Genomic DNA, 21,786 nt, shown 5'->3' with positions numbered 1-21,786 from the left:
GGGGCTACTCATGTGGTATTTCACCTGGATGCTCGGATTGGGAGTGGCTCTCGCGTTTGGCGTCGTTAACGCCTTGTGGCTCGAGTCTTCTTATGCGTTCGGCGAACTTGATGAAGCGGCCACGCGTGAGCGATTCGAGTCGCGAGCCGCACTCGATGAATAATCGCCGTGCGCGATTTTTCACATGCGCCATATGCGAATCGTCACGCTCGGGCAAAATCCGGATGTTTCCATTGGCACTGCGAAATTCGTCTATCGGTGTGCCAGCAACGCATAGAAATCAGGAGGATCAATGCTTTATCAACTGTATGAGTCTCACCGGGCGATACTGAACCCGCTCACGGCCTGGGCCCAGGCTGCCTCCAAGTCGTTCGCCAATCCGTCCAGCCCGTTCTCCCTGACACCCGGCGCGACACGGATGGCCGCCGCGTGTGAACTCCTTTACCGGATCGGTAAAGACTACGAGAAACCTGATTTCAACATTCATCAGATCGTCAAGGACGGCCACAACATCCCGATCGTCGAGCAGACGATCGTCGAGAAGCCGTTCTGCCGGCTGCTGCGTTTCAAGCGCTATTCGGACGACGCCGACGCCGTCACGCAACTGAAGGACGAGCCGATCGTGCTGGTCTGCGCGCCGCTGTCGGGCCACCACTCGACGCTGCTGCGCGACACGGTGCGCACGCTGCTGCAGGATCACAAGGTCTACATCACCGACTGGATCGACGCGCGGATGGTGCCGGTCGAGACCGGCCCGTTCCACCTGCACGACTACATCGCGTACATCCAGGAATTCATCCGTCACATCGGCGCGCGCAACCTGCACGTGATCTCGGTGTGTCAGCCGACGGTGCCGGTGCTCGCGGCGATCTCGCTGATGGCGAGCCGCGGCGAGGATACGCCGCTCACGATGACGATGATGGGCGGCCCGATCGACGCGCGCCGCAGCCCGACGTCGGTGAACTCGCTCGCGACGCAGCACTCGACCGCGTGGTTCGAGAACAACGTGATCCATACAGTGCCCGCGAGCTATCCGGGCGAAGGCCGCCAAGTTTATCCGGGCTTCCTGCAGCACACGGGCTTCGTCGCGATGAACCCGGAACGACACGCGCAATCGCACTGGGATTTCTACCAGAGCCTGCTGCGCGGCGACGAGGACGACGCTGAAGCGCACCGAAAATTCTACGACGAATATAACGCGGTACTCGACATCGCCGCCGAGTACTACCTCGAGACGATCCGCGTCGTGTTTCAGGAGTTCCGGCTGGCCGAGGGCACGTGGGATGTCGAAGGCGAACGCGTGCGTCCGCAGGACATCGAGCACACCGCGCTGATGACGATCGAGGGCGAGTTCGACGACATCTCGGGCAGCGGCCAGACGCACGTCGCGCACGAGCTGTGCACGGGTATCCGGCAAGATCAGCGCCGCAGCCTGACCGCCGAGAAGTGCGGTCACTACGGGATCTTCTCGGGTCGCCGCTGGCGCACGGTCGTCTATCCGCAACTGCGCGACTTCATCCGAGAACACGGGAGAGCATCAGCGGCTCCGTAAGTAGTCGAAGGAACCGTGCGACAAATTCGACGTTGCGTTGGTACTGCATGTTGCCTATCGGTGGGGCGAGCTTGGCTTGGCGGCTGTCGACTGATTCCGGTTGGTGGTGGCAAGCGCGGTAGACGTCGGTCAACGGTCAACCAAACCGAGCAACACCGGATGGTTGAAGTGCGACTACGCGAGCTCCATCCCGATGTCGAACGTGTTCTCGGAGATCATCCGCAACGTCAGCCGCAACATGCCCAAGGTGGAACTGATGTTACGGGAGGTGTCGACTGCTGGTCCGGGTCAGCAAGTTTGCGACGGCCCGATGGACATCGGGTTCGGTTGGTCCGTGCCGAAAGCGCCCGGCGAGTGCATCCAGTCGCTCGTCTTGCCGCGCGAGCCGCTTGTCGCCGCGGTACCCGTGCAGAGCGTGTATGCGGGTCACGCGACAATCACGTTCGCCGAGCTCGCAGCGGAGCGCTTCGTCACGTTCCGCCAGGACATGGTCCCGCGCTGAACGCGGCGTTAGAAGATCTTTGCGAAAAAGCGGGTATCGAGCCGCGGTTGGGCCAGACCGCGGCGCAGATCACGACGTTGGTGTCACTAGTGGCAGCGGAGCGAGGGCTCGCGATCGTGCCCGGATTCACGTCTACGTTACAGCGCTCGGGTGTTGCGTATGTGCCGCTGGCCGACCCCTGCGTGCTCGAACAGACTGTGTTGTGGAGCAAGCCATTCTCGTCGGCCTGTGTCGAGCGATTCGTCGGACTTGCTCGGGCGCTTGCATCAGGTTGGGCGTTGGCCTGGCCGCTGTTAATCTGGCAGCCGGCGTCAGCGGTCCAGCCCCTTCTGCACATACCAGGACAGTGGGAGCGTCAGCAGCAGGATCGCCGCGAGCGCGATCAACGCGCTCGGCACACCCGCGACGTCGCCGATACGACCGAACAGCACGGGCGACAACGCGCCGGCGCCGATCGTGGCCGTATAGAACATCGCGAATGCCTGTTCGCGTTTGCCGGCGTCGACCAGGTCCGGTACGGTTCCGTACAGTACCGACGATGTCCCGTTCAGCGCGAGCCCAAGCAGCGGTAGCATCGCCATCATCGCGACGAGAGGAAAGAAGACTGCCAGCAGGATGAGCAGCGATGTCGAGGATTCTGTCAGCCATACGGTCTTCATCATCCCGATTCGCGCGCCCAGATAGCCGCACAGCAGCTTCCCGAACGCGCCGCCGATGAACAGCAGCGCCAGCGCAAGGCCGGTGCCGGCCGAGCCGGCGCCCTTGCTTTTCAACAGAAACGGCAGGAACGTCAGAAAACCCATACGCACCGCGCTGTCCAGTGTGCCGGTCGCAAGCAGCGCGCGTAGGCTGGAGGCGGAGTGGCCATCGACAGCGGCCGCCGGCGTTTTCGTCCGCTTCGTGAGCGCTGCGCGGTCCGACGGAATCAGCCACGCCATCAAGCCCGCGACCGCGATGCCGACTGCGCCGAGTAGCGTCACGCCGGTACGCCAGGTGACGACCGTCAACAACAGTCCGATCAGCCCGGGAATCAATGTCTTTCCGATGTCGCCGGAAAAGTTGTACTGCGACAGCGCTTCTTTGACGCCACCTCCAGCCTCGTATGCGTCGGTGACCATCGACGACGCGAGTGGGTGCTGCGTGCTCGCACCGAGTCCGCCGAGCACCAGCGCGAGCATCAGCAATGGTAGCCCGCCGGCGCGGCCGGCGATCAGATATGCGACACCGGCGAGTGCGGTGCCTCCGACCAGCGCGCGCTTGCGTCCAAAGCGCAGGGCGGCGCGGCTCGCGAGCAGTTGGAAGCCGGCCATCACACCGGAATAGGCTCCACGCAGCATCCCGATCTGTGCGTAATTGATCCCAAACTGTGCCTGCCAGATCGGCAGTAGCACGTAGATGACGTCCGTCAGACCGTCGTGCACCGCATGCGCTCCGCAGGCGGCCGCGAGGGATCCGCGGCGCGCGGGGGAATTGGAGACATGCGGACGCGGGAGAGAGATTTCGTCTTTCAGATCGCTCATGGTTGTTCTTGTTCGAAAGACTGGAAGTCGATTATTTAAACAAAATGTGATCGACATGCCTAGGGATATTGATGTGCGTTCACGTCGAAAATACCGGGTAAAGGGTTCTCGACACTTGTATACCGAATGCGAACGCGTCGCTCACGGCAATGCCGAGCGATGCGCCACGCGTATGCGGAACACCAGACATTTTGTAATTATCGCGTTGTATCCCCAAAAAGTAGGGCGCGTTTCAAGATGTTTTCTGTCTCCGTCGCATGCGCGATCTGGGACAGAGTAAGTCGAAATTTGCATAGCGTTAGTGAGCGAAATTGCGGCTGCGTACGGGTCGGGTTGATGGTGTCATTCTCCATTGTCGGTATGCGATAGCAACGATGCGCGATGTAATGCACCGTCGCGCGACTGCAGGCACCAGTGGGTACGGATCGCGATAGGGTTCGAACGAAATCACGCAAGCATAAGAGGATGCAATCATGGCATCGATTCCCGAGCCGTTATCAAACGGCGAGAACACCAAGCAGAACTGGCTCGAATCGCACGAAGCCGGCGATCACAAGACTCTCGGCAACCGGCAAGTTCAGATGATCGCGATCGGCGGCGCGATTGGCACCGGTCTGTTTCTCGGTGCCGGCGCTCGCCTGCAAGCCGTTGGTCCATCGCTTGCGATCGTCTACCTGGTGTGCGGTGCGTTCTCGTTCTTGATTCTGCGCGCGCTCGGTGAACTTGTGATGCACAGGCCCACTAGCGGGAGTTTCGTGTCGTACGCACGCGAGTTTCTCGGCGAGAAAGCGTTCTTTGTTGCGGGCTGGATGTACTTCCTGAACCGGGCGATGGCGGGCATCGTCGATATCACGGCGGTCGCGCTCGATCGGTAGGGTCTGGCTCAGTTGTTGGCCCGCCCCGACGGCGCGAATCGATGATGAATCGACAGCGGCTCGCGAGAAGTCGATCTGGTCTGCTGCTTGCAGCTTCGCGAGCAGCAACCCATGCAAGCGATCCCATACGCCCGCAACCTGCCAATCGCGGATCCGTCGTCAGCAAGTCACGCCCGAACCGCAGCCCATCTCGGCGGGCGGGCCGCGCCAGCGCAGTCCTGTCTTGAGAACGAACAGGATGTCGGTCACCGCGGCGTGATTCGAAACAGGCAAGCGGCCTGGGTTCTTCTCGCGCCGCGGCTTGGGTGGCGGCAGTAACGACTGACGTTTTGGTTAATTTGACATCGGATGTAGATCAGTCACAACGGACCGGAATACTAGCCGCCCGCGCTCGCCGGGCGGCGCGATTTCACTGAGCGCGAACCGCAGCGAGCGCCTCATTCAGCGTCCGGCTCGGCCGCATCACGGCATCGAGCTTGTCGAAGTCGGGCTTGTAATAGCCGCCAATGTCGGCCGGGTTGCCTTGCACGGCCGACAGCTCCGCAAGGATCGTCTGCTCGTCGTCGGCCAACTGCTTCGCGAGCGGCGCGAACTGCGCGGCCAGCGCGGCGGCGTCCGTCTGTGCCGCCAGTTCCTGCGCCCAGTACATCGCAAGGTAGAATTGGCTGCCACGGTTGTCCAGTTCACCGGTCTTCGGGCTCGGGCTCTTGTTGTTGTCGAGCAACCTGCCGGTGGCCGCATCCAGCGTCTTCGCGAGAATCTTGGCCTTCTCGTTGCCTGTCTTGATGCCCAGCTCTTCGAGCGACACGGCGAGCGCGAGGAATTCGCCGAGCGAGTCCCAGCGCAGATGGTTTTCTTCCACGAGCTGCTTAACGTGCTTGGGCGCCGAGCCGCCCGCGCCGGTCTCGTACATGCCGCCGCCCGCCATCAGCGGAACGATCGACAGCATCTTCGCGCTCGTGCCCAGTTCCATGATCGGGAACAGGTCCGTCAGGTAGTCGCGCAGGATGTTGCCCGTGACCGAGATAGTATCGAGCCCGCGCACGACGCGCTCGAGCGTGTAACGCATCGCGCGCACCTGCGACATGATCTGGATGTCGAGGCCCGTGGTGTCGTAATCCTTGAGGTAGGTCTCGACTTTCTTGATGAGCTCGAACTCGTGCGGACGATACGAGTCGAGCCAGAACACGGCGGGCGTGCCCGAGTTGCGCACGCGCGTGACGGCGAGCTTGACCCAGTCGCGGATCGCCGTGTCCTTCACCTGGCACATGCGCCAGATGTCACCTTCCTCGACGTTCTGCGTGAGCAGCAACTCGCCCGTCGCGAGATCGACGATGCGCGCCTCGCCGTCTTCGGGCACTTCGAAGGTCTTGTCGTGCGAGCCGTATTCCTCGGCCTTCTGCGCCATCAGGCCGACGTTCGGCACGGTGCCCATCGTGACCGGATCGAAGTTGCCGTTGGTCTTGCAGAAGTTGATCATCTCCTGATAGATCCGTGCGAACGTGCTCTCCGGAATCACCGCCTTGGTATCCTTCGGACGGCCATCGGCACCCCACATCTTGCCGCCGAGGCGGATCATCGCCGGCATCGATGCGTCGACGATCACGTCGTTTGGCGCGTGCAGGTTCGAGATGCCCTTTGCCGAGTCGACCATCGCCAGTTCCGGACGGTGCTCATGGCAGGCGTGCAGATCGCGGATGACTTCCTCGCGCTTCGATTCCGGCAGCGAATCCAGCTTCTCGTAGAGGTTCGCAAGGCCGTTGTTGACGTTCACGCCCAGCTCGTCGAACAGCTTGCCGTGCTTCGCGAACGCGTCCTTGTAGAAGATTTTCACGGCGTGGCCGAAGACGATCGGGTGCGAAACCTTCATCATCGTCGCCTTCACGTGCAGCGACAGCATCATGCCGCTCTTGCGCGCATCTTCCATCTGGTCTTCGTAAAACGCGAGCAGCGCCTTCTTGCTCATGAACATGCTGTCGATGATTTCGCCGTCCTGCAGCGCGACTTTCTGCTTCAGCACGATGGTCTTGCCGCTCCGGGTGACGAGTTCCATCTTGACGTCGCGCGCGCGGTCGAGCGTCATCGACTTTTCGCCGTGGTAAAAGTCGCCGTGCCGCATGTGCGCGACGTGCGTGCGTGACGCCATGCTCCACTCGCCCATGCTGTGTGGATGCTTGCGGGCGTAGTTTTTCACCGCAGCGGGCGCGCGGCGGTCCGAGTTCCCTTCGCGCAGCACGGGGTTCACGGCGCTGCCGAGGCACTTCGAGTAGCGCTGGCGGATCACCTGCTCTTCGTCGGTCTTCGGATCTTCCGGATAGTCCGGCACGTTGTAGCCCTTGGCCTGCAGTTCCTTGATCGCGCTCACCAACTGCGGCACCGATGCACTGATATTGGGCAGCTTGATGATGTTGGTGTCGGGAAGTTGAGTCAGCCTGCCCAGTTCCGCGAGGTTGTCGGGCACCCGCTGCGCGTCGGTCAGGAACTCCGGAAACTCGCCCAGGATGCGCCCGGCGACCGAAATGTCGCTGGTCTCGACCTGAATGCCCGCCGGTCCGGTGAAGGTCCGGATGATGGGCAGGAATGCGCTGGTCGCGAGCAGCGGGGCCTCGTCGGTGAGGGTGTAGATGATCGTCGGTTGCTGGGTCGTCATTGCTGGGCTCTGGGCAGACGGTTGAAAGGCATCCCGCACGCGTCATCGGCGCGGGAGCGGAAACGTTGATCAAGGATCGGGCAACACTGAGACAGAATCGATGCGCGGAGCGCACAGCAATGCCGGGCCGGTGTCCACGAAAGCGGAACGCGATGGTGAACACTGCCGTCTGCCGCGCAGACCAGATAGCACGAGCTGATTCTGCCTGATTTTCGCGGGTGCGGAAATGCAAGTGGGTTGTTCTGCGCTACTGAGGGGCTGCGTGGATGCCGCCTGCGGGAGTTTGGGGGGAGAGTCGGTCGGCCCGGCGATTGGTCAGACGATCAGCGTCCGCTGATGCTGTGATTTTCGTGACGCCGTCTTTGAGGGCGGAAGCCTGCGCAATGCGATCTTGCGAGACACACGGTTTGACGGTGGGGATTTGCGCTCGGTTGACCTAAGCGGATTGAGGCTTGTCGACGTGATGCAGAATTTCAAGGGGGCACTCTTGTCGGTGGAGCAGGCCGCAATGTTGGTCGGAGTATGTGGGATCTGCGTTCAATAATCCCTCTCATCTCTCCGCATCGACTGGGTGATGGCGTTAATTGCGAATTCGCTTGAGTATCAGGGCCCGTACCTTGCTTGCCAGGTGACGAGAAGCGGTCGCGCGCCGGAAAGGAAAAACGGATAATGCATCTCTGTCTCCGGCAAGGTTGTGCAGCGCATCAGGATAACGTGCCGATGAAGTCCAGGCTCCCGGCCTGCCACATCGGGGTCGTCGCCATGCTTGCCTCCTGCCACTGGTGCAGGTTGTCGACGAAATGGCAGCGCAGATGACGCACGAACAACGCGATTTCGTTCAACTGCAACTGAAAAAATTTCACGATGCGTATTCCACCGCTCAAGTCCATCATCGCGTTCGAGAGTGTCGCGAGAACCAAAAGCGTCAATCGCGCGGCGGAAGAACTGGGCCTGACGGCTTCGGCAGTGAGCCATCAGCTCAGCAATCTCGAGTCAATTATCGGCCAGCCGCTGTTCCAGCGATCGGGGCGCGGCCTCGTGCTGACGCCAGCCGGCGAGCGCTACCTTGCCGACGTAACCGGGTCGCTCGCCGATCTGAGTCGCGCGACGGAGCGCGCATCGAGCCGCACGGAGGTCGACATCTTGCGCGTCCATTCGAGCCCGAGCTTCGGGCTCATGTGGCTGCTGCCGAGGCTCTCTTCGTTTCAGGAAGCAAACGGCGATCTCCAGCTCAATCTCGCGTGTTCATATGAAAATGTGTCGTTTTCAAACGGCTATTACGATATCGACATCCGGCATGGCTACGGCAACTGGGACAATCTGGAAGTGAAAACGGTGCGTGGCGAATTCATTGCGCCGCTTGCTTCGCCTGCCTATCTGGAGCGCCACCCCGTCAACTCGCCGGAAGATCTGCTGGCGCATCGTCTGATCTATTCGGAGACGCCGCTCGTCCAGTGGAAACAGTGGTTCGGCAGGACAGGGGTATCCGGCACGCAGAAGACCTTCGACTTTTCCTTCGACCGCTCGTACATGTCGATCGAAACCGCGGCGCTCGGCCTCGGCATCGCGCTCGAGAGCCTCACGCTCGCGTCGGTGAAAATCCGGGACGGCTTGCTGGTGCCGGTTTTCGATGAGACGTACGCCGTTGAAGTCGGCGCGCATCATCTGGTTTACCCGAGGCAAAACGCCGACCTGCCGCGCGTCGAACGGTTTCTCGCGTGGATCGAGCGCGAGGCGGCGGCCACCTGAATTTTTCTCAGCCATTGCTGAACGTTTCCGCGTTGATGCCGCTGACCTGTACACCGACACTACAGGCACACATCAACACCCAGGAGACAAGCAATGCTGCTCGACAACAAGGTCATCGTGGTGACGGGCGCTGCATCGCCCCGCGGTATCGGCAAGGCGACTGCAAAGGCGCTCGCCGCACAGGGCGCGCGGGTCGTCATCCTCGATCTGCGCCAGGAAGACGCGCAAGCCGCCGCCGCCGATCTCGGCCCTGACCATCTCGGCCTCGCCTGCGACGTCACCGACAAGGACGCCTGTGTCGCCGCGGCACGCGCAACGCTCGAACGATACGGCCGCATCGACGGCCTCATCAACAACGCGGGCATCACGCAGCCGGTCCGCACGCTCGACATCGGCGGCAAGGATTTCGACGCGATCGTCGACGTCAATCTACGCGGCACCCTCTATATGTCGCAGGCCGTGATTCCGGCCATGAAGGATCAACACGGCGGCAGCATCGTCTGCATGTCGTCCGTTTCCGCGCAACGCGGCGGCGGCATCTTCGGGGGTCCTCACTACAGCGCGGCCAAGGCGGGCGTGCTCGGCCTCGCCAAAGCAATGGCACGCGAATTCGGCGCGGATCGTATTCGCGTCAATTCCATCACGCCGGGCCTGATCCAGACCGACATCACCGGCGACAAACTGACGCCCGAGATGCGCGCCGACATCATCAAGGGCATTCCGCTCGGCCGGCTCGGCGATGCCGCCGATGTCGCGAACGCCTGCCTCTTCCTGGTCAGCGATCTCTCGACCTACCTGACTGGCATCACCCTCGATGTGAACGGCGGCATGCTGATTCACTGACGACCGCGCCGCGCTCGCGCGGCATCCCCAAAAGCACCCGGGACGAACCCGGGGCTGTGTCAGGAGACAGACACATGAAATCCAGATACACCACGCCGCCCGTGCCGGGCGATGTGATCCCGCGCGACGACTCGCCGACATTCGAGACCAAAACCTACGCGAAGGTCAGCCGCCGACTGATTCCCTTTCTGATGCTGTGCTACCTGGGCGCCTATCTCGATCGCGTCAACGTAGGGTTTGCGAAGCTGCAGATGCTGAACGACCTGCGCTTCAGCGAGACCGTCTATGGCATGGGCGCGGGCATCTTCTTTCTCGGCTACTTCCTGTTCGAAGTACCGAGCAATCTCATTCTTCACAAGGTCGGTGCGCGCAAGTGGCTTGCGCGGATCATGCTCACTTGGGCGGTTATCTCCGCGAGCTTCGTGTTCGTCAAATCTCCAACCGTCTTCTACTTGCTGCGGTTTCTGCTCGGCGTGGCCGAAGCGGGATTCGCGCCCGGCGTGATCCTGTACCTGACCTATTGGTATCCCTCCGCGCGCCGCGCGAAAGCGTTGTCGCTGTTCTTCATGGCGATTCCGCTGGCCGGCATCATCGGCGGGCCGCTGTCGGGCTGGATCATGCATTCGCTGCAGGGCGCGATGTCGATGGCGGGATGGAAGTGGCTGTTCCTGCTCGAAGCCGTGCCGTCGCTTGTGCTCGGCGTCGCGATCCTGCTGTACCTCGATGACAGCATCGCGAAGGCAACGTGGCTCACCGACTCCGAAAAGGCGCTGCTCGCCCGCAATGTTGCTGGCGACAACGCGCACAAGACGGCGCATCTGTCGATCAGGGCGTTCATCGGCGACCGCCGCCTGTGGCTGATGGCCGCGATCTACTTCTGCGTCGTGCTCGGTCAGTACGGCCTGACGTTCTGGTTGCCGACCATCATCCGCAAAGCCGGTGTGTCGGATCCGCTGTGGGTCGGCGTTTTCACCGCGATTCCGTACCTGTGCGCCATCGTCGCGTTGCCGCTGATCGGCATGAGCGCAGACCGCCGTCGCGAACGCCGCTTCCACCTTGCCATTCCGATGCTGATCGCCGCCGCGGGCTTCGCGACCTTGCCTGCGCTGGGCAGCGTCGCCGCATCGATCATCTGCCTGAGCATTGCTGCCGCCGGCATCCTCGCATCGTCGTCGCAATTCTGGGCGCTGCCAACGTCGCTGCTTGGCGGCGTATCCGCAGCGGCGGGCATCGCGGCCGTCAACTGTTTCGCGAATCTGGCCGGATTCTTCTCACCGGCCATCGTCGGCTGGCTCAACGATCTGACCGGCAAGTCGACAGCGGGTCTCGTCTTCATCTCGGTGGCGGTGACGCTCGGTGCCGCGCTCGTGTTCCTCGTTCCGGCCAAGTCCGTCAACCGCTGACGTTTTCAGGATTCTTTCGCTATCAAAGGAGCAGTACATGGACACCGAAATCACAGCCGGGAACGTTTCGCTCGCCGAGCGCGCGTACCGGATCAGGAGAAACGCGCTGCTGATGGGCGAAGTACAGGGCCAGGGCTATATCGGCCAGGCGCTCGACATCGCAGACGTACTGGCCGTGGCGTACTTCGGCGCCATGCGTTACCGCCCGCAGGATCCGGAATGGGAAGAGCGTGACCGCTTCCTTCTGTCGAACGGGCACTACGCGATTGCGCTGTATGCGGCGCTCTTCGAAGCCGGCATTCTGCCCGCCGAAGAACTCGAAACGTACGGCAGCGACGACAGCCGCCTGCCCATGTCCGGCATGGCGAGCTACACGCCCGGCATGGAAATGTCGGGAGGCTCGCTCGGCCACGGCCTGACGATTGCCGTGGGCCGCTGTCTCGGGCTCAAGCGCAAGGGATCGAGCGCGTTCGTCTACACGCTCTTCTCCGACGGCGAACTCGACGAAGGCGCGATCTGGGAAGGCATCATGTCCGCCGCACACTGGAAGCTCGACAACCTGATCGCGATGGTCGACGTGAACAACCAGCAGGCCGATGGCCCGTCGACGCAAATCATGGCGTTCGAGCCGCTCGTCGAGAAACTCGAGGCATTCGGCTGGTACACGCAGCGCGTGAACGGCAACGACATCGATGCCGTCAAGCGCGCGTTCGACAACGCTCGCAATCACGACCAGCCCCGGCCGCGCATCATCATCTGCGATACGAAGATGGGCTGCGGCGTGCCGTTCCTCGAGGAACGCGAAAAGAACCATTTCATCCGCGTCGATGCGCACGAGTGGCAACTCGCGCTCGAAGCACTCGAAGCAGGGAGAACAGCATGAGCACCGTCGAGAAGAAGCCGCGCCTGAAAACGTCCGCGATGATCGCGTCGATCGCGGGAGAGGGCCAGGTTACGCGTTCCGCACCGTTCGGCCACGCGCTGGCCGAACTCGCGCGCACGAAGACCAACGTGATCGGCATGACAGCAGACCTCGGCAAATACACCGACCTGCACATATTCGCGAAGGAATTCCCCGAGCGCTATTACCAGATGGGCATGGCCGAACAGTTGCTGATGGGCGCCGCGGCAGGCTTTGCGCATGAAGGCGCACAGCCGTTCGTGACAACCTATGCGGTGTTCGCTACGCGCCGCGCCTACGACTTCATCCATCAGGCGATCGCGGAGGACAACCTCGACGTGAAAATTGTGGCGGCACTGCCGGGGCTCACGACAGGTTATGGCCCGAGTCACCAGGCTGCCGAGGATCTTGCGCTGATGCGCGCGATGCCGAACATGACGGTGATCGATCCGTGCGACGCGCTCGATATCGAGCAGATGGTACCCGCCATCGCCGCGCACAAGGGCCCTGTCTATGCGCGTCTGTTGCGCGGCAACGTGCCCGCCGTACTCGATGAATATGACTATAAGTTCGAACTCGGCAAGGCAAAGCTGCTGCGCGACGGCAACGAGGTCCTGCTGATTTCATCCGGGATCATGACGATGCGCTCGCTCGAAGTCGCGAGGGCGCTGGAAGCGGACAACATCGGTGTCGCCGTGCTGCACGTGCCGACGATCAAGCCGCTCGATACGGCAACGATCCTGCGCGAAGCGCAGCGCACGGGCCGCATGGTAATCGTCGCTGAGAACCATACGGTGATCGGCGGGCTCGGCGAGGCCGTTGCGCGCACGCTGCTCGGCGCGGGCGTGACACCGCCGTTCCGGCAAATCGCCCTGCCCGACGCGTTTCTCGATGCGGGCGCGCTGCCGACGCTGCACGACCGCTATGGCATTTCGACGGGGACGATGGCCACGTCTATCAAAACGTGGCTCGCGTGACGGACCAAGTGGCCGGCTAAGATCCAACCCATTCTGAGACTCAGGTCTCGCGACAGCTTACGCAAGGACGGCCGCTTTCCGATGGAGAGCAGCCGTTTACTGGCGATGCAACGGCCGCTTGTGGCGTACGTCGTGAAAAGGCGACGCTTTCCCGCGGGTCGAGCGACCGCTCCACAGGGCACGTGCACGTCAGCATCAGCGACAAAGATGCTGAAGGTCTCGCCTATTGCGTCGATATTGACGCGCACCCACAAAGGGACATTCTAGGGGCGTCCCCCAACGCTACGCGCCGTCCCGTTCGATGAGCGTAAAGCCCACGTCGACCGAACGATGCACATCGCTGCCACGCTCGATGCAGTCGATCAGCAGCGACGCGGCAAGCTTGCCGATGCTCGTGCCGTCGATGCGCACGTTTGTGAGCGCGGGTGCAGTGTCGCGAGCGAAGTCCGGGTCGCCGTAACCAACCACGCGCAGTTGTGCTAGCACGAGGTGAGCTGGCCTCTTGAGGTCAAGCGTTCCCGGAGCGGATCGGTAGACAGAACAGATGGGGTTGTCATCTCCTGTATCCCGATGCCACGAATGGCATCAGGTTAGTCGAAATACGCATGCCTCTTGTCGGCGAAAAATCGGTGGCGTACGGTATCTCGCAGGCGTCACTAGTCGATGCGCACCAGGTATTCCAGATGATCTCTGATCCAGTAGAACGATGATTCGAGGGGCATGTCACGCGAGCTGCGGCGTTCATCGCGGCATTGAATGCGAGCGTGAGATCGTCGAACCGGTGTCCACACGTGACATGAAATCAGTAAGCAATCGATAGAAGGGAGATGGCGATGTCTACGTTGGCTAGCTTGCAAGGCGCAGCAGAAAGGGATGTGAAGGGGGCTGACAGCGAAGCTGTCGGTGGTCAAGCAGGCGGTGAAGAGAGCGTGCGTGATGCGATCGGTGATCGACTCAAGCAGGTCAGGAAAAAGGCAGCGGACGCCCAGGTGATTGTCGTCGAGAAGGGTAAAAAGACGGCTCGTGTGGCAAACGAGTATGTGCACGATCGCCCTTGGACGTCGGCGGCAACTGCCCTGGGGGTTGGCGTGCTGATCGGTTTGTTGATCGGCCGGCGATGATTGAGTTCGCGTCATTGTGACCAGTGCGTCGTTCAAGAATCGTCGTTCGATCGAGCATCTTGTGCAGATGCGCCGCACGGGACACCTAGGCGCGGATTTCTGAACACCGAGGCTTCGTCACTTGGGCATGTGTGCCTAGGTGACGGGCAAATTCTGTTCGCGGAAGCTCGCCGAGCCCCTTGTAATATCTCATTCTCATCCTGCTGTACTCGGCGCACCACAACTCAATCTGATCATCAGCGTCTTCCCGGTTGGTCGGGGGCCGCGTTCAGGCTGTCCAAGATTGGTTACCGGCAGCTTTGCCCAATTCAGGCAATTTGTCAGCGCTCGTTAGCGTCGATTCGGCCTTTGTCGAATCACTTGTCCCTCCTTTCCGTGCAGCCAACTCAACAATTTTTGGCTGACGTCAAAGGTTGTACGTGTCGGCGGCACGTGAGGTTCCCGGTAGTCGGCTCACTCCGGGTTCTGAGTAGATCCACACATTCTTTGGCGGACGTTGATTCTCTCATTGGGAAGAATCAGAAAGCGTGGCTGCGCCGTGAGTCGGCAAGTCGAACGCTGCGCGATGGAGCGGAACGTCGTTAGGCAATCCGCTGCCATTTGCGTCCGCAGCGCCGCGTGCGAATTTGTCCAACGAAAGCGAGCCGGTTCCGATCTCATGGACGACATATCAGTCGGTAACCGGCATCCTCGCGTCGGTCTGACTCTGCTCCATCACAATTTGCTCAACACGATGGCGCAAGCGTTTCATCGTGTGTGTTCGTTGTATCGAAAAGTCTGTTGAATTTCCGCACGCTCCATCGCACTTTTTTGGAGGTGATCATTGGTGGCTGATGCTTTTTTTCGATTGCGTCAGTCGAAAAATGCATCAGCGTTGCACGACTGAAATTGGCTGCATACCTTTCACATCCCGGCACGATTCACGGTTCGATAAATCTACTAAAAAAATTAGTGAATTGATTCATCAAAATTAGTTAACCGTCGATCGTTGGTAAGCGGTTGCAAGTATGTTTGTGAACGAACTGATAGGTATGACCATGGATCTCGACCGGTGTGACGAAGATCGGCGTTGTAGGTGGAGGTGTCGTCTACACGGCAAATCTCATGCACACGCAGCGGATTGAACGCTAGCGCTCCGCAGAGCTGACACATCGTTTTCGCCAAGAGAGGCCAGGTGGTGTTGGCATTCGCTATTGCGGAAGCCGTTTCTGGTTGCCGGTTGGTCCTATTTCAATAAATTCCGATTTTATTCAGCAAGCTGCGATGGCCCGAAGAAGTATTTCGCCGGCCTGTTTTGCATCAATCGTTGAGAGTAGTCATGAAGTCAAATTTCGGTATCGCGGGTGTACAAATGGCGGTCTCGGCATTCGAAAGCAATGTCGAGGTGATGGGCAATTATCTGCGCCACATCAGAACGCGCTTCCCCTGGGTGCGGATGGTGATGTTCTCGGAGTTGGCGCCACTCGGTCCAAAGCACGACAGAGCCGAGCCGATACCCGGGCCTGCGGTAGCGCGCCTCTCGGAGCTCGCGCGTGAGACTGGCTTGTGGCTTATCCCTGGCTCGTTGTTCGAGCGCGTCGAAGGACCAGATGGTGCGGTGGTCTACAACACGACACCGGTGATCGACCCGAGCGGAGAAGTTATCGCTTGCTTTCGCAAGCTGTTTCCGTTCCGTCCATATGAGCGCGGCGTTGAGGGCGGCACCGAGTTTTGCGTATTCGATGTTCCAGACGCGGGGCGGATCGGCGTGTCGATCTGCTACGACATGTGGTTCCCGGAGACCACGCGCACGCTGGCCGCGATGGGAGCTGAGGTCATCTTGCATCCGACGATGACGGATACGATCGACCGAGACGTCGAGCTCGCGATCGCGCGCGCGTCTGCGGCACAGAACCAGGTGTATTTCTTCGACATCAATGGCGTCGGTGATGGTGGCGTCGGACGATCGATCGTTTGTGACCCGTCTGGCTATGTCCTGCATCAGGCCGACGGCGGCACTGAAATCATTCCAATCGCGGTCGATTTCGAACGCGTGCGCCGCGAACGTGAATGCGGTTTGCGAAACCTCGGCCAGCCGCTGAAGAGTTTCCGCGACCGCAACTGCGACTTCCCGGTGTACCGGAAAGAGAGTCATGACTTTCCGTACCTCGGTACGTTGGGACCGTTGACGAAACCCGACTAAGCAAATCGGCGCACCCGGCCGTGTGGTGGGTACAAAGCCGGGCGATCCGCTCGCACACAAAAATTGAGCCAAGGAGAAGGAGACATGACAGCAGAGCAACCGTTGTCCCAGCACTGCGCGTCGCTCGGCCGCCATCGCAGCGTGTGGGAAGGGCGTGCCGACGGGTGGATCAATCTGGTCGACGACCTGAGCCGTCTCGCGATCCTGCCAGCGGATGATCCGGAGCGCGCGCTGCGTATGCAGAACGTGCGGCGAACAGTCGAGCTGTTGACGCCGATCGAAAGTTACTGGGCATTCCCGGGCGGCCGGGTGTTCGGTGAGTTGCGCCACTGGATCGAGCGCGAGGAGATGGTCCGCGCACATCAGGCGGCGCGCCGTATTCACCGTGTGCTGGCCGCGCGCACATATCGTCACGACGCGAACACGCTAGACAGTGACAACGAGCTTCCTTCACAGATCGAGACCGACAGCGAACGCCAGGCGCAACTCACGCGTCCTTATTTTGAAGTTCTAATCGTCGACGAAATGTCAGCGAGCGAGGAGGAGGCGTTGCGCCGCCGCGTTCAGCGAAAGCGTAGCCCGGACGACGATTTTATCTTCGACATCGTCGTCGTGCCGAGCTTCGAGGACGCGCTGATCGCAACACTCGTAAATTTTAATCTGCAGGCTGTTGTCATAAGGCATGGGTTCCCATTCCGCTCGGTCAACCACAACGACATGCTGCGCCGCTTTCTTGATGGCCTCGATGAGAACATCGAGGCGATGCCTGAGTTTGAGCGCGGGCCATTGCTCGGCCGTCGAATTGCGCAGATCCGTCCAGAGCTCGACTTGTATCTCGTGACCGACGTGAGTGTCGAGGACATTGCGGCGCGTGTCGGTGAAGTTTTCAAGCGGATCTTCTTCGGCGAGGAAGATCACATTGAGCTGTACAGCTCGATCATGAAAGGTGTCAGCGAACGCCACAAGACGCCTTTCTTCAATGCACTGCGCGACTACGCGAAGCAGCCGACGGGAGTGTTCCATGCGTTGCCGCTCGCGCGCGGAAAGGCAATCATGAACAGCAACTGGATCGGCGATTTGGCCCAGTTCTACGGGATGAACCTGTTCATGGCCGAGACTTCCGCGACGTCTGGCGGGCTTGACTCGTTGCTCGATCCGGTCGGCCCACTGAAGCTCGCGCAGGAGTATGCGGCGCGCGCGTTCGGGGCCCGCCGCACTTACTTCGCGACCAACGGCACGTCGACCTGCAACAAGATCGTCGTCCAGGCGCTCGTACGCCCGGACGATATCGTGCTCGTTGACCGAAACTGTCACAAGTCGCACCACTACGGACTAGTGCTCGCGGGTGCACAGGTCACGTACCTCGACTCGTATCCGCTCGACGTGTATTCAATGTATGGCGCGGTGCCGATCCGACACATCAAGGAGACGCTGCTTTCCTTCCGCCGCGCGGGCACGCTCGACCGGGTACGGATGGTTCTGCTCACCAACTGTACGTTCGACGGAATCGTGTACGACGTCGAACGCGTGATGATGGAGTGTCTCGCGATCAAGCCGGATCTCGTGTTCTTGTGGGACGAGGCATGGTTTGCGTTCGCGCGCTGTCATCCGATCTATCGGCAACGAACTGCGATGGCGAGCGCCGCAAAGCTCGCCGACAAGTTCAGTGACCCGGAGTACGCGAAAAGCTATGAGGAGTTCGCGCTTTCGATTGACTGGAGCGACGATGCGCAGCTTCTCGACACACGCCTGTTGCCCGACCCAACGCGCGCGCGGGTGCGTGTTTACGCGACGCATTCGACTCACAAGACGCTCACTGCATTACGCCAGGGCTCGATGATCCACGTGTGGGATCAGGATTTCAAGGACAAGGCCGAAGAGTCGTTCCACGAAGCCTACATGACCCACACTTCAACATCGCCGAACTACCAGATTCTCGCGTCGTTGGACGTCGGCCGTCGTCAGGTCGAGCTTGAGGGCTATGAGTTGATCCAGCGTCAGCTCGAGCTCGCAATGAGTTTGCGGGAACAGGTTAAGCAGCATCCGCTGTTGAGCCGCTACTTCCGCTTTTTGCGCGTCTCCGATGTAGTGCCGCCGGCCTATCGCGACTCTGGTGTCAATAGCTACTACGATGACGAGACTGGCTGGAACAACCTCGAGACAGCCTGGCGAACCGACGAGTTCGTGCTCGACCCAACACGTGCGACGCTCGTGATCGGTGCAACCGGGATGGACGGCGACACGTTCAAGAACAAGGAGTTGATGGACAAGTACGGTATCCAGATCAACAAGACTTCGCGCAATACCGTCCTTTTCATGACGAATATCGGCTCAACTCGCTCGGCCATTGCATACCTGATTGAGGTACTGGTAAAGATCGCGCGCGACGTCGACGCACGCGTGTCCGATATGAGCACGATCGAGCGCCGGACCCATGAAAAGCGCGTGCGGTCGCTGACGCTCGAACAACCGCCGCTGCCCGATTTCTCGAGCTTCCACTTCGCGTTCCGCGGTCGCAGCATCGAAAGCCGCGCAGAGACGCGCGATGGCGACATTCGCAGTGCGTTCTTCCTGTCGTACGACGATGCGAACTGCGAGTACATCGACATGAATGAGGCAGCACGCGCGATCGCCGCCGGCCGTGAGCTTGTGTCCGCACTGTTCGTGATCCCCTATCCGCCGGGCTTCCCGATCCTCGTGCCAGGCCAGGTGATTAGTGCCGGGATCCTCCAGTTCATGGCGGCACTCGATGTGCGCGAGATCCACGGCTTCCGTCCAGAGTTGGGCTTCCGGATCTTCAGTCAGGACGCTCTTGATCGCGCGGTACAGGGCACCGCTTCGCGCGTCGCTATCGCGCTGTCGGACCGAGTGGCGCAGAGGCCGTCGAGCGACGCGCCCGCGGACACCGAGGTAGAGCAGATCGCCGGATTCACCACTGTCAAAGACGACGTATCCAGGAGCCAAAATTGAGCGATAAAGTTAAGAGCGTTTCCGATCTGTTGCTGATGTTCCACCGCAATGAGCGACCGATCTACTTCATTAGCGCGACCAACTTCAACCTGCTTGGCATCGACAGGTGGGTGAACCGCTTTATGTACATCAACTACATCGACTGCTTCGATGGGCGTCATCCGAACGTGTTTGTCCCGACTGAGTCACCGCACGACGAGTTTCAGTCGATTGAAGACATCAACAACTATCTTTTGTCTCACAAGGAAGTGATCGACCTGGTCGAGCGTCGCGGCGGCCGGCCGGTCGCGACATTCCTCATGTTTGACGAGAAGACGGAAGCCCTCGCGAAAGAAATCGGCATGGATGTCTGGTTCCCGCCGGCCGCGCTTCGCACCCGATGTGACAACAAGATGGAAACCGTTCGGATCGGAAACAAGGCCGGTGTCTACTCCGTACCGAATGCGCTCGAGAAGGTCGACAGTTACGCTCATCTGATGCAGATTGCGGAGCGCAATGGACTCGGCCGGGATCTTGTCGTGCAGTCCGCATTTGGCGACTCCGGACATACGACGTTCTTCATTGCGTCCGAAGACGATTTCAATAAGCACAAGGATGAAATCGTCAACGACCCCGAAGTCAAGATCATGAAGCGAATCAATTGCCGCGGGGCCACACTTGAAGCATGCGCAACGCAGTCCGGGACCCTCGTCGGGCCACTGCTGACCGAGGTAGTCGGCGCGCGGGAGTTGACGCCATACAAGGGGGGCTGGTGCGGCAATGAGGTGTTCCCGGGTGCATTCACGGAGGAGGTGCGCGCAAAGGCGCGCGCGATGGCCGAGAAGTTCGGCGATCAGTTGCTGAACGAAGGCTATCGCGGCTATTTCGACCTCGATTTCCTGATCGACATCGATTCCGGCGAGGTCTATCTGGGCGAACTGAATCCGCGCATTTGCGGCGCGAGCCCGATGACGAATCATGCAGCGTTCGCGTACGCGGACGCACCGCTCTTCCTTTTCCACCTGCTCGAGTTCTCAGGAGTGCCATTTGACCTGAACGTGAAGGAGATCAACGAGCGCTGGGCGCAGGCACACTTTATCGATTCGTGGTCGCAGGTCGTGCTGAAATACACGGACGACAACGTCGACCAGGTCACACACGCGCCGGCAACCGGAATTTACCGGATGGCCGACGACGGCAGCGTTTCGTATCATCGATTCGACTACCACCGGCGTGCGATCGACACGGAGCGCGAGGCATTCTTCATGCGAATTACAGGTCCTGGCGACTATCGCTACGAGGGAGCGGATCTTGGAATCTTGATCACGCGTGGGCGATCGATGGACGACAACTTCAGGCTCAACATTCGCGCACGTGACTGGGTGCGCGGACTGAAGCAGTACTACGCGGGTAAGCCGATTGTGGCTTCGCAACCTGAGGCGGTGCCCGCACCCGGCTCGTTCAAGATTCTCTGAGGGTCACCATGCCGATCAGTCTACAGTTCCAGGCCGTCGCCGAGGATGTTCCCGGCGAGAAGTGGCGCGCCCTGTTCGAACGAGCCTGGCCGAGCTACCGTGCCTGGTTTCTTCGAAGTGGCGTGGCCGGCCGCCCGAGCTACCTCGAATCCCGACGTGCTCTGCGCACGCATATGCCTGAACTCGTGCCAACGTGGGAGCGTCTCGTTGAGCTCATCGGCGGCGGTGACGTTGAGGCGCGTTTCCTGTCCCTGTGGTGTCCGCCGCCGTATATCGCGGGTTGCTCGCAGGCGGTTTGGATCGATCCCGGCGGCCACGAGGAGCCGATGCTGCTGCGCAACTATGACTTCGCACCTGCGTTGCTCGAAGGAAATTGGCTCGCGACACGTTGGGTCGGCTCGCGAGTTGCGGCGATGGGTGACTGCTTGTGGGGCGCGCTCGACGGGATGAACGACAACGGGCTTGCGGCGTCGCTGTCGTTCGGCGGGCGCACAGTGTCCGGAACCGGTTTCGGAATTCCGCTGGTGCTGCGGTACGTGCTGGAAACTGCGAGGACGACCGCTGAAGCGGTGGCGATACTTCAACGTGTGCCGGTACATATGAGTTACAGCGTCACGCTACTCGACTCCAAGGCGGACTGGGCGACGGTGTTTGTCAATCCAGACCGACCGACCGAGGTTACGCGTCGCCATGCCGTGACCAACTTCCAGAACTCGGTCGAATGGCCGGAGCATGCGCGGGCGACTCGCTCGCGTGATCGGCTCGCCGCTCTTCAGCTTCAAATTGTTCAGCCTGGCCCAGCACAGCAGGCGATCAACGTCATGCTGCAAGAACCACTGTATCAAAACGCATGGCAGCGGGGATACGGAACCCTTTACTCGGCAGTCTATCGACCCATGTCACGAAGAGCCGAGCTGTTGTGGCCGGAAGAATGCTGGGATCAGTCCTTGCATTCTTTCGAAGAAGGGAGCCGGCAGGTAATTCTTCAAGATCGCGATCGGCTTTGAAAGCGGAATAAGGGTGGATGTGCCGAACGCCTCGCGCGTCGGTGGTTCATCACTCAACACAGATTTGGAGCACGGAGACA

General features: G+C 60.6%; 16 protein-coding genes and 4 pseudogenes. 15 read left to right on the top strand and 5 right to left on the bottom strand.

The window, feature by feature from the left end:
* The first annotated feature begins 10 nt into the window (after nt 1-10).
* From cydX to R9B84_RS34210, 3 genes and pseudogenes are all read left to right on the top strand, one after another.
* Entirely contained in the window at nt 11-163 is a 153-nt protein-coding gene (gene cydX, locus R9B84_RS34220; protein WP_423761824.1) for a cytochrome bd-I oxidase subunit CydX, read from the top strand.
* A 129-nt stretch (nt 164-292) separates the two neighbouring features.
* Nucleotides 293-1,528: pseudogene (locus R9B84_RS34215) on the top strand (polyhydroxyalkanoate depolymerase); the annotation flags it as partial.
* Between the two features lie 217 nt (nt 1,529-1,745).
* Nucleotides 1,746-2,254 (top strand): annotated as a pseudogene (locus tag R9B84_RS34210) (LysR family substrate-binding domain-containing protein); the annotation flags it as partial.
* A gap of 111 nt (nt 2,255-2,365) precedes the next feature.
* Here the strand turns inward: R9B84_RS34210 and R9B84_RS34205 are convergent.
* Nucleotides 2,366-3,574 carry an MFS transporter gene (locus R9B84_RS34205; RefSeq protein ID WP_322067084.1) on the bottom strand — a complete coding sequence of 403 codons (1,209 nt, stop codon included), beginning with the start codon at nt 3,572-3,574 and terminating at the stop codon, nt 2,366-2,368.
* A gap of 473 nt (nt 3,575-4,047) precedes the next feature.
* On the opposite strand from R9B84_RS34205, the pseudogene R9B84_RS34200 reads away from it, so the two are divergent.
* Nucleotides 4,048-4,440 (top strand): annotated as a pseudogene (locus R9B84_RS34200) (amino acid permease); the annotation flags it as partial.
* Here the strand turns inward: R9B84_RS34200 and R9B84_RS34195 are convergent.
* Both R9B84_RS34195 and R9B84_RS34190 read right to left on the bottom strand, forming a co-directional pair.
* Nucleotides 4,430-4,764 (bottom strand): annotated as a pseudogene (locus R9B84_RS34195) (transposase); the annotation flags it as partial. The pseudogenes R9B84_RS34200 and R9B84_RS34195 overlap by 11 nt on opposite strands.
* A 94-nt stretch (nt 4,765-4,858) precedes the next feature.
* A complete protein-coding gene (locus R9B84_RS34190) occupies nt 4,859-7,099 on the bottom strand; it encodes an NADP-dependent isocitrate dehydrogenase (RefSeq protein ID WP_423761823.1) in 2,241 nt (746 codons plus the stop codon).
* A 376-nt stretch (nt 7,100-7,475) separates the two neighbouring features.
* Between R9B84_RS34190 and R9B84_RS34185 the strand changes: the two genes are divergently transcribed.
* Nucleotides 7,476-7,643 carry a hypothetical protein gene (locus R9B84_RS34185; RefSeq protein WP_423763537.1) on the top strand — a complete coding sequence of 56 codons (168 nt, stop codon included), beginning with the start codon at nt 7,476-7,478 and terminating at the stop codon, nt 7,641-7,643.
* A gap of 160 nt (nt 7,644-7,803) precedes the next feature.
* On the opposite strand, the gene R9B84_RS34180 is transcribed toward R9B84_RS34185, so the two are convergent.
* Nucleotides 7,804-7,962, bottom strand: coding sequence for a hypothetical protein (locus R9B84_RS34180; RefSeq protein WP_423761822.1), 159 nt, complete (start codon nt 7,960-7,962; stop codon nt 7,804-7,806).
* 1 nt (nt 7,963) lies between these two features.
* On the opposite strand from R9B84_RS34180, the gene R9B84_RS34175 reads away from it, so the two are divergent.
* The 5 genes from R9B84_RS34175 (at nt 7,964) to R9B84_RS34155 (ending at nt 12,972) form a co-directional block, all read left to right on the top strand.
* The gene (locus tag R9B84_RS34175; RefSeq protein ID WP_423761821.1) at nt 7,964-8,848 is read left to right on the top strand and encodes a LysR substrate-binding domain-containing protein; all 885 of its coding nucleotides are present in this window, start codon (nt 7,964-7,966) and stop codon (nt 8,846-8,848) included.
* A 93-nt stretch (nt 8,849-8,941) separates the two neighbouring features.
* Complete coding sequence (locus R9B84_RS34170; protein ID WP_423761820.1) at nt 8,942-9,691, top strand: SDR family NAD(P)-dependent oxidoreductase; 750 nt, start codon at nt 8,942-8,944, stop codon at nt 9,689-9,691.
* Nucleotides 9,692-9,765: 74 nt separating this feature from the next.
* Entirely contained in the window at nt 9,766-11,094 is a 1,329-nt protein-coding gene (locus R9B84_RS34165) for an MFS transporter (protein WP_423761819.1), read from the top strand.
* A 37-nt stretch (nt 11,095-11,131) separates the two neighbouring features.
* Nucleotides 11,132-11,977 carry a transketolase gene (locus R9B84_RS34160; protein ID WP_423761818.1) on the top strand — a complete coding sequence of 282 codons (846 nt, stop codon included), beginning with the start codon at nt 11,132-11,134 and terminating at the stop codon, nt 11,975-11,977.
* Complete coding sequence (locus R9B84_RS34155) at nt 11,974-12,972, top strand: transketolase family protein (protein ID WP_423761817.1); 999 nt, start codon at nt 11,974-11,976, stop codon at nt 12,970-12,972. The genes R9B84_RS34160 and R9B84_RS34155 overlap by 4 nt, the downstream gene beginning before the upstream one ends.
* Nucleotides 12,973-13,254: 282 nt before the next feature.
* Here R9B84_RS34155 and R9B84_RS34150 read toward each other — a convergent pair whose 3' ends face one another.
* Nucleotides 13,255-13,458, bottom strand: a complete 204-nt coding sequence (locus R9B84_RS34150) for a substrate-binding domain-containing protein (RefSeq protein ID WP_423761816.1) — start codon at nt 13,456-13,458, stop codon at nt 13,255-13,257.
* A 347-nt stretch (nt 13,459-13,805) separates the two neighbouring features.
* Here R9B84_RS34150 and R9B84_RS34145 point away from each other — a divergent pair, with 347 nt between their 5' ends.
* The 5 genes from R9B84_RS34145 to R9B84_RS34125 all read left to right on the top strand — a co-directional run bounded on the left by R9B84_RS34145 (nt 13,806) and on the right by R9B84_RS34125 (nt 21,706).
* Complete coding sequence (locus tag R9B84_RS34145; protein WP_322067086.1) at nt 13,806-14,093, top strand: DUF883 family protein; 288 nt, start codon at nt 13,806-13,808, stop codon at nt 14,091-14,093.
* 1,318 nt (nt 14,094-15,411) lie between these two features.
* The gene (locus R9B84_RS34140) at nt 15,412-16,275 is read left to right on the top strand and encodes a carbon-nitrogen hydrolase family protein (protein ID WP_322067087.1); all 864 of its coding nucleotides are present in this window, start codon (nt 15,412-15,414) and stop codon (nt 16,273-16,275) included.
* An 84-nt stretch (nt 16,276-16,359) separates the two neighbouring features.
* A complete protein-coding gene (locus R9B84_RS34135; protein ID WP_423761815.1) occupies nt 16,360-19,245 on the top strand; it encodes an aminotransferase class I/II-fold pyridoxal phosphate-dependent enzyme in 2,886 nt (961 codons plus the stop codon).
* A complete protein-coding gene (locus tag R9B84_RS34130) occupies nt 19,242-20,699 on the top strand; it encodes a biotin carboxylase (RefSeq protein WP_423761814.1) in 1,458 nt (485 codons plus the stop codon). Before R9B84_RS34135 ends, R9B84_RS34130 begins: the two co-directional genes overlap by 4 nt.
* A gap of 8 nt (nt 20,700-20,707) precedes the next feature.
* Nucleotides 20,708-21,706 carry a C45 family autoproteolytic acyltransferase/hydolase gene (locus R9B84_RS34125; protein WP_423761813.1) on the top strand — a complete coding sequence of 333 codons (999 nt, stop codon included), beginning with the start codon at nt 20,708-20,710 and terminating at the stop codon, nt 21,704-21,706.
* Nucleotides 21,707-21,786 lie beyond the last annotated feature (80 nt).

The sequence above is a fragment of the Burkholderia sp. NLJ2 genome, from assembly GCF_049487195.1.
In the GTDB taxonomy this organism is placed as follows: Bacteria; Pseudomonadota; Gammaproteobacteria; order Burkholderiales; family Burkholderiaceae; genus Burkholderia; species Burkholderia pyrrocinia.
Note: the sequence above shows the minus strand (reverse complement) of the source record. Positions and strands in the feature narration are given on the sequence as shown.

Coding starts and splice junctions, on each gene's coding strand:
- cydX (WP_423761824.1), top strand. CDS start 11: ATGTGGTATTTCACCTGGATGCTCGGATTGGGAGTGGCTCTCGCGTTT.
- R9B84_RS34205 (WP_322067084.1), bottom strand. CDS start 3,574: ATGAGCGATCTGAAAGACGAAATCTCTCTCCCGCGTCCGCATGTCTCC.
- R9B84_RS34190 (WP_423761823.1), bottom strand. CDS start 7,099: ATGACGACCCAGCAACCGACGATCATCTACACCCTCACCGACGAGGCC.
- R9B84_RS34175 (WP_423761821.1), top strand. CDS start 7,964: ATGCGTATTCCACCGCTCAAGTCCATCATCGCGTTCGAGAGTGTCGCG.
- R9B84_RS34170 (WP_423761820.1), top strand. CDS start 8,942: ATGCTGCTCGACAACAAGGTCATCGTGGTGACGGGCGCTGCATCGCCC.
- R9B84_RS34165 (WP_423761819.1), top strand. CDS start 9,766: ATGAAATCCAGATACACCACGCCGCCCGTGCCGGGCGATGTGATCCCG.
- R9B84_RS34160 (WP_423761818.1), top strand. CDS start 11,132: ATGGACACCGAAATCACAGCCGGGAACGTTTCGCTCGCCGAGCGCGCG.
- R9B84_RS34155 (WP_423761817.1), top strand. CDS start 11,974: ATGAGCACCGTCGAGAAGAAGCCGCGCCTGAAAACGTCCGCGATGATC.
- R9B84_RS34145 (WP_322067086.1), top strand. CDS start 13,806: ATGTCTACGTTGGCTAGCTTGCAAGGCGCAGCAGAAAGGGATGTGAAG.
- R9B84_RS34140 (WP_322067087.1), top strand. CDS start 15,412: ATGAAGTCAAATTTCGGTATCGCGGGTGTACAAATGGCGGTCTCGGCA.
- R9B84_RS34135 (WP_423761815.1), top strand. CDS start 16,360: ATGACAGCAGAGCAACCGTTGTCCCAGCACTGCGCGTCGCTCGGCCGC.
- R9B84_RS34125 (WP_423761813.1), top strand. CDS start 20,708: ATGCCGATCAGTCTACAGTTCCAGGCCGTCGCCGAGGATGTTCCCGGC.